Source organism: Streptomyces sp. NPDC047043 (assembly GCF_040644055.1).
Taxonomy (GTDB): domain Bacteria; phylum Actinomycetota; class Actinomycetes; order Streptomycetales; family Streptomycetaceae; genus Streptomyces.
In genome coordinates this window covers 17814-30994 of record NZ_JBEYVO010000018.1, presented here as the reverse complement: position 1 = coordinate 30994, position 13181 = coordinate 17814, and the positions used below count along the sequence as shown (strand labels likewise).

9 protein-coding genes and 3 tRNA genes are annotated in these 13181 nt (G+C 67.6%); 5 read left to right on the top strand and 7 right to left on the bottom strand.

What is annotated here, in order from left to right; all coding sequences use genetic code 11:
* Positions 1-35: 35 nt before the first annotated feature.
* The 4 genes from ABZ880_RS27180 to ABZ880_RS27165 form a co-directional block, all read right to left on the bottom strand.
* The gene (locus ABZ880_RS27180) at positions 36-1964 is read right to left on the bottom strand and encodes an ABC transporter ATP-binding protein (RefSeq protein ID WP_361267553.1); all 1929 of its coding nucleotides are present in this window, start codon (positions 1962-1964) and stop codon (positions 36-38) included.
* Positions 1964-3697, bottom strand: coding sequence for an ABC transporter ATP-binding protein (locus ABZ880_RS27175; protein WP_361267552.1), 1734 nt, complete (start codon positions 3695-3697; stop codon positions 1964-1966). Before ABZ880_RS27175 ends, ABZ880_RS27180 begins: the two co-directional genes overlap by 1 nt.
* 175 nt (positions 3698-3872) lie before the next feature.
* Positions 3873-5315, bottom strand: a complete 1443-nt coding sequence (locus ABZ880_RS27170) for an FGGY family carbohydrate kinase (RefSeq protein ID WP_361267550.1) — start codon at positions 5313-5315, stop codon at positions 3873-3875.
* Positions 5316-5398: 83 nt separating this feature from the next.
* Positions 5399-5704, bottom strand: a complete 306-nt coding sequence (locus ABZ880_RS27165; RefSeq protein ID WP_361267548.1) for a YtxH domain-containing protein — start codon at positions 5702-5704, stop codon at positions 5399-5401.
* 157 nt (positions 5705-5861) lie between these two features.
* Between ABZ880_RS27165 and ABZ880_RS27160 the strand changes: the two genes are divergently transcribed.
* From ABZ880_RS27160 to ABZ880_RS27150, 3 genes are all read left to right on the top strand, one after another.
* Positions 5862-5934: transfer RNA gene (locus ABZ880_RS27160), tRNA-Asn, on the top strand.
* A 5-nt stretch (positions 5935-5939) separates the two neighbouring features.
* Positions 5940-6012: transfer RNA gene (locus ABZ880_RS27155), tRNA-Asn, on the top strand.
* 179 nt (positions 6013-6191) lie between these two features.
* Positions 6192-6268 (top strand) — tRNA-Ile (locus ABZ880_RS27150).
* 148 nt (positions 6269-6416) lie between these two features.
* Here ABZ880_RS27150 and ABZ880_RS27145 read toward each other — a convergent pair.
* Entirely contained in the window at positions 6417-8306 is a 1890-nt protein-coding gene (locus ABZ880_RS27145) for a tyrosine-type recombinase/integrase (RefSeq protein WP_361267546.1), read from the bottom strand.
* A gap of 515 nt (positions 8307-8821) precedes the next feature.
* Here ABZ880_RS27145 and ABZ880_RS27140 point away from each other — a divergent pair.
* A complete protein-coding gene (locus ABZ880_RS27140) occupies positions 8822-9799 on the top strand; it encodes a recombinase family protein (protein ID WP_361267544.1) in 978 nt (325 codons plus the stop codon).
* Here the strand turns inward: ABZ880_RS27140 and ABZ880_RS27135 are convergent.
* Both ABZ880_RS27135 and ABZ880_RS27130 read right to left on the bottom strand, forming a co-directional pair.
* Positions 9796-10572: a hypothetical protein gene (locus ABZ880_RS27135; RefSeq protein ID WP_361267542.1), complete on the bottom strand. Its 777-nt coding sequence runs from the start codon at positions 10570-10572 to the stop codon at positions 9796-9798. The two genes, ABZ880_RS27140 and ABZ880_RS27135, sit on opposite strands and share 4 nt — an antisense overlap.
* Position 10573: 1 nt before the next feature.
* Positions 10574-11107 carry a hypothetical protein gene (locus ABZ880_RS27130; RefSeq protein WP_361267540.1) on the bottom strand — a complete coding sequence of 178 codons (534 nt, stop codon included), beginning with the start codon at positions 11105-11107 and terminating at the stop codon, positions 10574-10576.
* 842 nt (positions 11108-11949) lie between these two features.
* On the opposite strand from ABZ880_RS27130, the gene ABZ880_RS27125 reads away from it, so the two are divergent.
* Complete coding sequence (locus ABZ880_RS27125) at positions 11950-13086, top strand: ParB/RepB/Spo0J family partition protein (RefSeq protein ID WP_361267538.1); 1137 nt, start codon at positions 11950-11952, stop codon at positions 13084-13086.
* Positions 13087-13181 lie beyond the last annotated feature (95 nt).

Sequence of the window (13181 nt, the reverse complement as noted above, 5' to 3'; positions counted from 1 at the left end):
GGTGAGCGGCCCCCTGGCGTCAACTGCCCGTGCAGCTAGTCGACCTCGGCGACCGCCTGCGCGAACTGCGCCTTGTACAGCCGCGCATACGCTCCCTCGGCCGCCAACAGGTCGGCGTGCGCGCCCTGTTCGACGATCGAGCCGTTCTCCATGACCAGGATCGTGTCCGCGTCCCGGATGGTCGACAGCCGGTGCGCGATCACGAACGACGTGCGCCCGTGCGCGAGTTTGGCCATCGCCTTCTGGATCAGCACCTCGGTCCGGGTGTCGACGGACGAGGTCGCCTCGTCGAGCACCAGGATCGTCGGGTCGGACAGGAACGCCCGCGCGATGGTGATGAGCTGCTTCTCGCCGGCGCTCACACCCGTGCCCTCGTCGTCGATCACGGTGTCGTAGCCGTCGGGCAGGGTCCGGACGAACCGGTCGGCGTGCGCGGCCCGTGCCGCCTCCTCGATCTCGCCGCGGGTGACGTCCCGCGAGGCGCCGTACGCGATGTTCTCCGCGATCGTGCCGCCGAACAGCCAGGTGTCCTGCAGCACCATGCCGATCCCGGCGCGCAGTTCGTCCCGGGACATGGTCGCGATGTCGACGCCGTCGAGGGTGATCCGCCCCCCGGAGACCTCGTAGAACCGCATGAGGAGATTGACCAGGGTGGTCTTTCCCGCTCCCGTCGGGCCGACGATCGCGACCGTGTGGCCCGGTTCGGCCTTCAGGGAGAGGTTCTCGATCAGCGGCTTCTCGGGGTCGTAGCGGAAGGAGATGTTCTGCAGCTCCACCAGTCCGCGCAGCTCCTCGGGCCTGGTGCCCGGCATCGGATCCGCCTCCTGCTCCTCCGCGTCCAGGAGTTCGAAGATCCGCTCGGCCGAGGCGACGCCCGACTGCACCAGGTTGGCCATCGAGGCGACCTGCGTCAGCGGCATCGAGAACTGCCGCGAGTACTGGATGAAGGCCTGTACGTCACCGATCGACAGTGCGCCGGACGCCACCCGCAGTCCGCCCACGACCGCCACCAGCACATAGTTGAGGTTCGACACGAACATCATCAGCGGCTGCATGACCCCGCTGTTGAACTGCGCCTTGAACCCGGCCTCGTACAGTGCGTCGTTCTGCTCGGCGAACTGCTTCGCCGACTCCTCCTGCCGCCCGAACACCTTCACCAGGGTGTGCCCGGTGTACATCTCCTCGATGTGGGCGTTGAGCTTGCCCGTGGTGCGCCACTGCTGCACGAAGTGCGGCTGCGACTGCTTGCCGACCCGCGTGGCCACGACGAACGACAGCGGCACGGTCACCAGCGCCACGAGCGCGAGCAGCCACGACACCCAGAACATCACCGCGAGCACACCGATGATCGTCAGCAGCGAGTTGATGAGCTGGCCCATCGACTGCTGCAGCGTCTGCCCGATGTTGTCGATGTCGTTCGTGGCCCGGGACAGCACCTCACCGCGCTGCCGCTTGTCGAAGTACGACAGCGGCAGCCGCGACAGCTTCGCCTGCACGTCCTCGCGCAGCCGGTACATGGTCCGGTTGACGGCCCGGTTCACCAGCCGGGTCGCCACCGCCATCAGCAGACCGGCGACGAAGAAGGTGCACAGCGCGAGCAGCAGTACGTTCCCCACCGCGCCGAAGTCGATGCCCTTGCCCGGCGTGAAGTCGGTGCTGCGCAGCATGTCGGCGACCTGGCCCTGCCCCCGCTCCCGCATGGAGTCGAGGACCTGTTCCTTCGTCGCCCCGGACGGCATCTGCCGCCCGATGATCCCGGCGAAGACCAGGTCGGTGGCCTTGCCGAGGATCTTCGGCCCGATCACGTTCAGACCGACGCTCACGACCACGCAGAACAGCAGCACGTAGATGGTCAGCCGTTCCGGCTTGAACTGGGCGACCAGGCGCCTGCCCGACACCTTGAAGTCCATCGAGCGCTGGTCGGGGCCGCCCCCGGCCATCATTCGACCCATGGGCCCGGCCATCAGGCGGCCTCCGCTTCCGTCAGCTGGGAGAGCACGATCTCCCGGTAGGTCTCGTTGTCCGCCATCAACTCGTGGTGCCGGCCGGTCCCGACTACCCGTCCTTCGTCGAGTACGACGATCCTGTCCGCGTCCCGGATGGTCGCCACCCGCTGGGCGACGATCACGACGGTCGCCTCCGCGGTCTCCTCGGCCAGCGCCGCGCGCAGGGCCGCGTCGGTCGCGTAGTCGAGGGCGGAGAAGGAGTCGTCGAAGAGATAGATCTCCGGGCTCTGCACCAGTGTCCGGGCGATCGCGAGCCGCTGCCGCTGACCGCCGGAGACGTTCGTGCCGCCCTGCGCGATGGGGGAGTCGAGGCCGTTCTCCAGCCGCTCCACGAAGTCCTTGGCCTGCGCCACCTCCAGCGCATGCCACAGCTCCTCGTCGGTGGCGTCCGGATTGCCGTACCGCAGGTTGGTGGCGACGGTCCCCGCGAACAGGTACGGCTTCTGCGGCACCAGCCCCACCGTCTTCGCCAGCAGCTTCGGCTCGAGGGTCGCCACGTCCGTCCCGTCGACGAGCACCTCGCCGTCGGTCGCGTCGAACAGCCGCGGGACCAGCCCGAGCAGCGTGGACTTGCCGCTGCCGGTCGAGCCGATGACGGCGGTCACCTCACCGGGCCGCGCCACCAGGTCGATGGCCTTGAGCACCGGCTCCTCGGCACCGGGATAGCGGAACCCGGCGCCCCGGATCTCCAGATGCCCGTGCCGGCGCAGCTCCGTGACCGGCGCCACCGGTGGAACGACACTCGACGAGGTGCCGAGCACCTCCTCGATGCGCTCGGCGCACACCTCCGCGCGCGGCACCATCATGAACATGAAGGTGGCCATCATCACGGACATCACGATCTGCATGAGGTAGGCGAGGAAGGCGGTCAGATCGCCGATCTGCATCCCGCCGCTGTCGATCCGGTGGGCGCCGAACCACACCACCGCGATCGACGACAGGTTCACCACCGTCATGACGATCGGGAACATCAGCGCGAGCATGTTGCCGGTGGCCAGCTGCATCTCGGTGAGATCGGTGTTGGCCTTCCGGAACCGGTCCTTCTCGTACTCGTCCCGTACGAAGGCCCTGATCACACGGTTGCCGGTGATCTGCTCGCGCAGCACCCGGTTCACGGTGTCCAGACGCACCTGCATCTTCCGGAACAGCGGCCGCAGCCGCCGTACGATCAAGGTCACACAGATGCCCAGCGTGGGCACCACGGCGACCAGCACCGCGGACAGCGGCACGTCCAGCCCGAGCGCGAGGACGATGCCGCCGACGCACATGATCGGCGCCGACACCATCAGCGTGAACGTCATCAGGGCCAGCATCTGGACCTGCTGCACGTCATTGGTGGTACGGGTGATCAGCGAGGGCGCCCCGAAGTGCCCGACCTCCCGCGCCGAGAAGGACTGCACCCGGTCGAACACGGCCGCCCGGACGTCCCGGCCGAGCGCCGACGCGGTCCGGGCGCCGTAGTACACGGCACCGATGTTGCACACGACCTGCGCCAGCGAGATGCCGATCATCAGGGCACCGAAGGAGAGGATGTAGCCGGTGTCGCCCTTCACCACACCCTTGTCGATGATGTGCGCGTTCAGCGTGGGCAGGTAGAGAGTGGCGCAGGTCTGCAGGAACTGCAGCAGCACCAGTACGGCGATGGGTTTCTTGTAGGGCCTGAGATAGGTCCGCAGAAGTCGTATGAGCACGCTACGTCTCTCGGAGTCGGCGGTGGGGCGGGCTTGATGCCCCAGGCTCCTATCGTCGAACACTCCACCCGTGTTACCTCAACCGATTAAGCCGACAGCAGGTCTTCGTACGGCCTTCCGGGTACTGCTCCTACCGGACGCTTACGTTCCGCTATGCCCCGGAAAGCCCGACTCGCTATGCCCGGAACGCCCCGGGGTGCGTCTGCTCCCGCACCGACACGAACTGCTGCCGCACCGCCTGGCCCACCGCCAGTTCGTCGCCGGGCTCCAGGACCTGCGCACTCGCGCCCTGCCAGGCCGGCGGGGTGCGCGGGTCGACGGTGCCCTGCGAGGCGCCGAGCGCCCAGGCCGCCTGCCGGGCGGCACCGATCGCCGCGTAGTCCGCGGGCTGCGGCACGACGACCTGTGCGCCGAACAGCATCGGTGCCGCGGCCTGCACGGCGGACAGCTCGGCGGCCGCCCCCAGCAGGAAGACCCGCCGCACCTCGACACCCCGCCCGCGCAGCACGTCCAGTGCGTCCGCGAGCCCGCACAGCATCCCCTCGAACGCCGCCCGCGCCAGATGCTCGGCCTTCATCGACTCCCGCCGCAGCCCCGCAAGAGTCCCCGCGGTGTGCGGCAGATTCGGCGTCCGCTCACCCTCCAAGTAGGGCAGCAGTACGAGCCCGTGGGACCCCGGCGTCGACTTCATCGCCAGCTCGGACAGGCTCTCCAGGTCCGGCAGCCCGAGCAGCTCGGCGGTCCCGCGCAGGGTCCGTACGGCATTCAGCGTGGTGACGACGGGCAGATGCATGCCGGTCGCATCGGCGAGGGACGTGATCATCCCGGTGCTGTCGACGAGCGCCTCGGGATGTACGGCCATCACGGACCCGGAGGCGCCGAGCGACACGACGGCATCCCCGAGCCCGATGCCCAGCCCGAAGGCGGCGGCCATGGTCTCGCCGGTCCCGGCGGAGATCAACAGCCCCTCGGGCGTCGTACCGGCGGCCTCCGCCGGCCCGATCACGTCCGGCAGCATCGCCTGGTGGCCGAGCGCCAGATCGACCAGATCGGAACGGTAGTTGCCGGTCGCCGCCGACCAGTAGCCGGTGCCGGAGGCGCCGCCGCGGTCGGTGGTCCTGCGCACCGGCCGACCGAGCAGCTGCCACACCAGCCAGTCGTGCGCCTGCATGAGGATCGCGGTGCGCACGGCGGCATCGGGTTCGTTCTTCGCGAGCCACCGCAGCTTGGACACCGGCTGCGCGGCCTGCGGCACACACCCCACGGCCTGCGCCCAGGCCTCCCGGCCGCCGAGCGCGTCGATCAGATCGGCCGCCGCGACCTGCGTCCGCTTGTCGCCGCCGACCATCGCGGGCCGCACGGTGCCGCCCTGTGCGTCCAGCGGCACCAAGGCGTTCTGCTGCGCCGACACGCCGATGGCCTGCACCCCTTCGAGGAGCCCGCCGCCGGCCGCCTCGCCGAGGGACAGCAGCCAGGCCTGCGGGTCGACGTCGGAGGGGCGATCGCCGTCCACCGGATGTGGGGCGTACCCCTGCCTGAGCACCGTGCCCGTGTCCGTGTCGCAGACCACGATGCGAGTGAAATCGGGCGCACTGTCCAACCCGGCGACTATCCCCATGGCGGAAATTCTATGGGCGCTGCGCCGTGGAGGTGTGTGTGGTTCCGTGGGCGCGGCTCGGTCGTGGCTGGTCGCACAGTTGCCTAAGTGTTGCTGGTACCCCAGTCGTCCTCGCCCGTGCCGTTGGTGTTGCGGTCCCTCAGGGAGCGCACCCGCTGGGCCACGGACTCCGGCACGCGGTCGCCGACCTTGTCGCTCACCGCGTGGTACGCCTTGCCGGCGAACTCGCGGCCCTGCTGCGCGGCGGACTCGGCGGTGTTGCGGACGGCCGGGTTCTGGGCGACCTGGCGTGCGGACTTCTTCAGCTGCTCGTAGCGCTCGCGCCCGGCACGCGTGCCCAGCACGTAACCCAGAGCCAGCCCGACGACGAACGTGAGCTTGTAGCGCATGGCGGCCACCCTTCCTTGCAGAGGTCTCTGGTGCGGCGTCGGTGCCGGGGGGAACCGATTGGCGGAGCACCCCCCTGCTTGCGCTAATGTATGTGTCGCAGCGAGCGCCCGCCCCCTGGCGAATACCCAGGTAGGTACGTTCGATGCAACGAGGCATTCCTCCGTAGCTCAATTGGCAGAGCAGCCGGCTGTTAACCGGCAGGTTACTGGTTCGAGTCCAGTCGGGGGAGCTCGGTCCTCCGTAGCTCAATTGGCAGAGCAGCCGGCTGTTAACCGGCAGGTTACTGGTTCGAGTCCAGTCGGGGGAGCATGCTGAACGAGGACCCCCGAAGGGGTCCTTTTTCATGTCCCCATCTGTGCCCGGGAACCGTGCAGGTCACGGCGGAGTCCTCAAGGGCATGCGAAGTCGACCATACGAAGCAGGAGATCGTATGAGCGGCTATGCTGCGGCAGACGGCGCGCACAAATGTGCGCGACACGCCGCTATGGGGCGGTAGCTCAGCCGGTTAGAGCAGCGGACTCATAATCCGTCGGCCGTGGGTTCGAGTCCCACCCGCCCCACCACTCGCTACGCGGGCAGAACCGTTCCTACCTGCGGAAACGTGAGAACGGGGGGCGCCACTCCAGGGTGGCGCCCCCCGTTCATTCGTTCAGACCAAGATCCAGTGGACGCTCAGTGGACGCGGGAGCGGTTCAGTGGACAGCAGGGCCCTCACGCCGCCCTCCGGCGCCCGTTGTGAGGCCGGCGAGCGGCCCGGGACGCTGCTGGCGGGAGACCCGTCGGCAACGCCCAGCCGTCCACGCCGGGGGACTCGGAGCGCGCGATGGTGAAGCGCGTGAGCGAGAACGTGCGTCGCTGCTTCTCGGGGTAGCGGTCGTTGAAGTTCTCCACCCGCACCAGTTCCAAGTCGTTGGCGGCGCAGTGATCGCGTATCCACTTCACGGCCGCGTTGGCGGCATCGTCCTGGCCCCGCCCGGTCAGGGTGATCATGCCGAGGAGATCGGAGTCGGGTTGGGCCTGTGCTCCAACGGCCCAGACGTCCCCTGACTGCTTGGCACCGTGGGTAAAGAAGACGGCGACGTCGTTCTGCCATGCCGCCTTGGGGATCGTCAGCGGCGAGCGCACCTCGAAGGCGACGTCGCGGGGGACGACGGCCATGACCGACTCGGCCTCGGCCCGCATCATCTCGGGCAGCACGCTGGTGTAGGTGTCGGAGGTGATCTGCCGCGAGGAGTGCCCCAGCTTCTCCTGGACCACCTTGATGTCGTGGCCTGCGAGCAGGGCGAGGGTGGCGGCGAGGTGGCGCAGGTCGTGGAGACGGACCGGCGGCAGGCCGGACAGCTCCACCAGGCGGGTGAAGCGCCTCGATATCCAGTCGGGGTGCAGCCCGGCGCCGTTCTCGTGCGTCCATACACGGCCGCTCTCGACGTAGGCGTCCGCCCACTCCTGGCGTTGCTGCTCCTGCTTTGCGCGGAAGGCGGCCAGGTTGTCTCCGGACTCCAGGCTCAGGGACAGGGTGCGGACGCTGTCGGCCTTCGGTGCTTCTCCGTACAGCTCGTACGCCACCTCGACGATCTGTTGGGAGATGCGCAGCCACAGGGCATCGAGGCTGACCTCTGTCCAGGGCAGCGCGGCCATCTCGCCGCGGCGGGGGCCGAGGAAGATGAAGGTGTGCCACAGCTCGTAGAGCCAGTCGTCCATGACGAAGTCGAGGAACTCGCCGGTGAGCTGTGGGGTCCAGACCATGACCGGGCCGGGCTTCTCGCCGGTGCGCTTCCAGTGCTCGATGCGCTCGGGCGTCCAGACGAGGGGCTTCGGCCGGGTGACCGGCGGCAGCTCCACAAGTTGCGCCCAGTTCTTGGTGAACGCCTGCTCGCGCTTGATCCCCCAGGACAGAGCCGAGCTGAGGGTGTCGTTGATGCGGTGCATGGTGGCGGCGGAGGTGATCTTCCGCAGCCCCTTCTTGCCCTCGCGGAGTGCAGCGTTGGCGTCGAGGAAGGCTCGGCGGGTGGCGCGGCGCTCCTCCTTCTTGGCGTAGCCCGCGGTCCTCACCCAGGCTTGGTGGGCGTCGTCGCGGTCCTTCTGGAGTTGATCGACGCGCAGGCGGTGGAGGATTCGCTCGGCGTTCTCCTTCTCGATTGCGTCGTACATCTTGTCGAGGTGGCGGACCTTGAGGTCGCGTCGCTTGATGTGGCTGAGGTGGGGGAGCAAGTAGTTGTTGATGTGCTCCTCGTAGCCGTGACGCGTGGTGCGGGCGAGGGACTTCTTCGCCTTGATCCACCGGAGGAAGAAGTCGCCGCACTTCTCGTCCGACAGCACGTCGGTGCCGGCCACAGCAGCGTCGTAGATCTCCTTCGCCTTCTTCTTCGCGTCGTCGAGCCTGGCGAAGCCGCCGCGGCGTACCCGCTGGCGGGTACCACCCTCGGCTGGTTCGAGCTCGAAGTAGAAGTTCCAGGTGCCGTGGCCCTTGCCCAGCTTGGGGCACGTCGTGCCGATGGAGCCGATCTTGGGGTTGCCGTCGGTATCAAGGACCGGCTTGCCCTCCTTGTCCTTGAGTGGTCCCTTGCACTGGCACCGCCGGTAGTAACTCGGCTCGAACATCCGGTCCCCTGCTGTCGGCTGTTGATTGGCTCAGAGCCAGTTCGTGGTGTCGTACGGTTCCGTACGTGTCTGGCGTGATCTCTTCCGATCTTGCTGGGGCTGTCGGACACTGCTGTAAAGTCGCTGATCAGTTGGCGCGGGGGAGACAGGCGACCAACAAGATGACTGCTCACGAAGCAGGCGGACCGGCCGGAGCCATGCGGCTGGAGGAGCTACTTGCCCTTCCGGCCACGGTCAATGTCACAACAGCGGGACGTGCACTGGGCATTGGTCGCGACAAGGCGTACGAGCTGATCAGGACGGGCACGTTCCCCGTCCGGACGCTCCCTCTTGGGGGGACGGTCCGTGTTCCCACGGCCGAGCTGTGGAGGGTGCTCGGCGTTGAGCCACGTACGGAGGTGAGTCCATGATCATGAGGTATGCGCGATTCGAGGTGTTCGTTGCTCTATCAAGAGTGTGACCTATCTCGCTGGTAAATTGGTGGATGTAGGGGGTCGGGTAGAGGGGTCGAGATCATGCCAAGGCTCTACGGGTTTGAGGACATGGCGTACCGGCGCGTGCGCGAGGCGGAGGCGGAGGGCATTCGGGCCGCCGCCTCGCGGCGGCTGCTGAGACAGAGCTTTCCCGCGATCACGGAGTGGATGAGCGAGGAGGGCTACCGCACCACGTTGGGCAACAAGTTCAAGCCCGATGTCCTCGCCGGCGTGCTCCATCACCCAGCCATCGCCGGGTTGACGGAGGATGCGGCCGGAGAGCTGGTCGACAGCGGTGGCCCCCGGATCATCCCCGTTGAGGACTTCCTGGCCATCCGTGCGATGAAGCAGGCCGAGGGCGAAGGCAAGGAGAGGGCTGACCAGCGGGAGTACCTGCTCTCCGGTCCCATCAGCGTGTGCGGCCTGTGCGGCCATCCGCTCGGTACCTCGCCGTCGAATGCAGGGGCACGCGGGCACCGCTGTCAGCCGAGTTCACCTCAGCACCCGGGTGGCTGCGGCAAGGTCCGCATCAACGCCGACCTGTACGAGAAGTACGTCGGTGAGCAGGTTCTGGGCGAGCTCGCCAAGCCCGAGGTTGCGGAGCTGATCGGCGCTGCGCGCGAAGCCCTGCTTGCTAGGGCCGCCGTCCTGGACAAGGAAGTCGCGGCGGACCGGCGACGGCAGAAGAAGCTGGGTGCCGACTATGCCGCGAACTCGGGCATCTCGCTGGCCGCCTTCAAGGCGGCCGACAAGGAGTTGACGACCAAGATCAGGGAGAAGGCGACGCAAGCCCGCTTCCTGAAGCAGGTCAAGCACGTTCCCGTGGGAGACGTCCCTGATCTCGTGCGCTGGTGGAAGCACGCCCCGTTGAAGGCGAAGAAGGGCTTGGTCGTCCTGCTGCTGGAGCGGATCGCCGTGTACCCGGCCGCGTCCAGGGGCTCACGCACCGTGGACGCGGACCGAGTGGCCTTCACTTGGAGGCAATGGGACGCGGACATGCAGAAGCCGCGATCCGCCTAGACGTTGGCGCTGCTGCGTACGGACTCCGGGCGGCGGCTGTTGCTGAGCACAGCCATTGAGAGCCCGGCCGCCACGCTCCCGATGGACAGCCCTGCCAGCGCAGGGCTGATGATGTTGTCGAGGGTCAGCGGCCACGCGTGCCCCTGCTCATACGCGAGGATGTAGCCGCCTCGGCTCATGGCATACAGGACGCCGAACGTCGCTCCCGCCGCCGCCACAGCCAGGCCGACGGCTGCCGAGCGGCCTTGCCGCCATGCTGCGCAGGCGAGCTTCGAGGCGCGCGCCGCGACCTCGGCGGTGGCGGCCGCAAAGAAGCCCAGGTGGGTCAGCATGTAGATCCGGACGTTGTTGGACTGGGCGTACGAGGTCGACAGATCCAGGTCGAGCCTGGCCGGGTCCGTGCGGCGGAACTGCAAGATCAGCAGGCCGCAGACCGCGATGACGAAGGCGATGCGGCACGCGATGCTGACGTAGTGGGGCAGCTCCCGGTACTCCCAGTCGATAACCATGATCTGGAGGCTCGCGCAGAAGATCACGACGGCTATGTCCGAGACCAGGGAGGACAGTTCGGGCGTCGTGGCCCTGTCTACGACGTCGCCAACGGCGGGGATGGTCAGTACGGAGCCGACGAAGCTGCTGGCCAGGGCCGCGACGTGGGCGCGGCGGGACACGCGGAACGCGCTGCGTCTGCGCTGGGCGACGGCTCGACTGAGGGCTACCGCCGTGCTCAGCAGGGTGACCACCGAGCACAGGCCGAATATCGGGCCGTCCACGTCAGCGTCCTTCCAAGTAATCCGCTGCCCGCTCAGCGGCGTCGTGCAGGCTTCGACGGCGTGGACGGCCCTCGCGGGGCTGGTCGACGCCGGGGGGAGGTGAGGGGATCGTCGGGACGTCCTCGGACAGTCCTTTGTGACGACGGAGCTCCCGGAGCCTTGAACTGATTTCAAGAATGTCCTGCACTTCGAGATCCTGCATTAAACGCAAGACCTCGCGTGCTTCGGGTCTCGACGTGAACACGGACAGCGCGGTCAGGTCGTCCCATTCGGTGCCCGGCAGCAGGAAGGCTGCCGGCGCGTCGAGGGCGTGGGCGACTGCTTCGAGGGTGGCTGCTGTGGGGTTGCAACTCGACCCGTTGAACAGGCTGTTGACCTGGCCGTGAGAGACAGAAGCGCCCGAACCTCCTTGGGTGGCACGGGAGATGTCCCGGGCACTGGGCGTGTAGCCGTCGGAGTCACGACGCAGCCTCAGCAAGGAGATGAGCTTCGCCTGAAGACTCAAGGGCCGCTCGGTGCCGTGGGTGTTCGCCATGTCCGTCATCTCTGGCCGTGTCGTATGCTCCGGCGATGTGACCGGCCGGTAGCACCAGCAAACATAACACTACATCGCAGGTCGCGAGGGTTATAGGGTTTGTCGCACAGTTTCTCGACGGAGCGTCGGCCGGTGAGCGGGCATCGGTCGTGCTCTCGTGTGCCCGCTGTCGGCGGGTGCTCCGAGGATTCGCATCAGGGCGGGCGGAGCGGCGCGCACGCCGTGCACGGGAGGAACCGCATATCCATGTCCGAGGTTGACGAGCGCCGGATAACTGAGATCGCGAAGGGGGCTCCGCGGGTGCTCAGGGAGGCGTCGAGTCAGGCGGCGCAGGGTGAGGTTCGGAAGGTAGTCGAGGTCATGGCGCTCCTCGGGGGCCGGGAACGGGGTGGAGGTGATGCCGAGGGTGAGCCCTGACGCCCGTAAGGGCTCGCGCCCTTGGTTTTAAGATAGGTGACATTGTTGATGAGCTGTTGTACGTTCTAGTCCGCCGGGTGGGTACAGCAGCCGCAGGAGCCCGCACGGCAGCGCCGCGCATGCGGCGCCCTTCCCTGCTCCTCGCCGGGTGGCCGACCCCCCGCGCCCCGCCCGGCGAGGAGTCGGCCGCCCGGTGCGGCCGTCGGGGTGCGTGACGGAGCAAGCCCGCCGCGACCGCTCGGTCGTGGCGGGCTCTCTCGTATCCGCACTCGCGCGAGATGGAATTCAAAAGAGCAGAATTCCCCTTTCTGAATCCCTTTGAATTAAAAGAGTTCTGAACTTGCTTTGGCGGTATTTGCCGTTAAGATATAAGTGTAAGAACAAAGGGAAACACCCCAAACGGAATTCACGGAAGGCGCGGGAAAATGGCTGACAATAACAAGGTCGCTTTCATCAGCATCAAGCTCGGCGAGATCGCCCCCAACCCCGACCAGCCTCGCAAGTTCTTCTCTCCGGAGGCGCTGGACGAGCTGACCGGGAGCATTAAGGAGAACGGTCTCCTTCAGCCGGTGGTCGTCCGGCCGGTCGAGGGCGCGAAGGTCCCCTACATGCTGATCGCGGGCGAGCGGCGCTGGCGGGCCTGCCAGGCGGCCGGCCTGGAGGTCATTCCCGCGAAGGTCATCGAGGGCGCCACTGAGGAAGAGGCCTACGTCCTCAGCATCGCGGAGAACGTCAACCGTTCGGATATGACGATCATGGAGGAGGCCGGAGCGTATGCCGACCTCAAGGCGGCTGGCTGGACGCCCGCAAAGATCGCCAAGCAGTTCGGCAAGACCGAGACCCACATCACCTGGAGGCTCGGCCTGCTCACCCTGCGTCCCGAGGTGGCCGAGATGGTCGACAAGGGCTTGATCAAGAACAACCTCGCCTGGCACATCGCCCAGCTCAACCCGGCCAACCAGATGGTCGCCGCCTCCCGTTACGTGCGCGGCGACTTCGACTCCGAGGCCGAGGCGCAGCACTTCGCCAACGGCCTCAAGCTGATGGAGAAGCAGACCTCCCTGACCGGCGAGGAGCCGCCCACCGCGGAGGAGGAGGCCAAGCGCAAGGCGGCCAAGACCAAGGCCAAGGATGGCCTCGGCAAGGCGGAAGAGGTCCTGATTCCGCTGCTGGAGGAGCTGGCCGAGAAGAAGCCGGAGGACCTGGCCGTCATTCTCGGAGACGACCTCGCCCGCCACCTGCGGGTCGTCGGCCGCCTGTACGCCAAGGTCCAGATGGTGCGCAACCTGCTGAGCAAGGCTCAGGGTGTCCAGCGCGCCATGACCGAGGAGTTCAACAAGGCGGCGGCCGAGGTCCAGCAGGAGGCGGCGGCTGCGAAGAAGGGTGAGCAGGTCAAGGCCGAGGCCGAGAAGCCGGAGGTCAAGGCGGTGGCCAAGCCGCAGCCCCCGGCGAAGAAGGCGGCGGCCAGGCCCTCCGCGAAGCCTGCGGCGAAGACGGCCGCAAGCGCCAAGCCTGCGGCACGCCGGGCGCCCGCTAAGAAGGCCACCGAGGCGGCGAAGTAGAGCAGGTGGGGCGCGGCTGAGCCCGCGCCCCACCTCTCCCCAGAGGGGCGTAGGGATGGGCGCAGCCGGAACCCCCGGCTGCGCCCACTTTCATT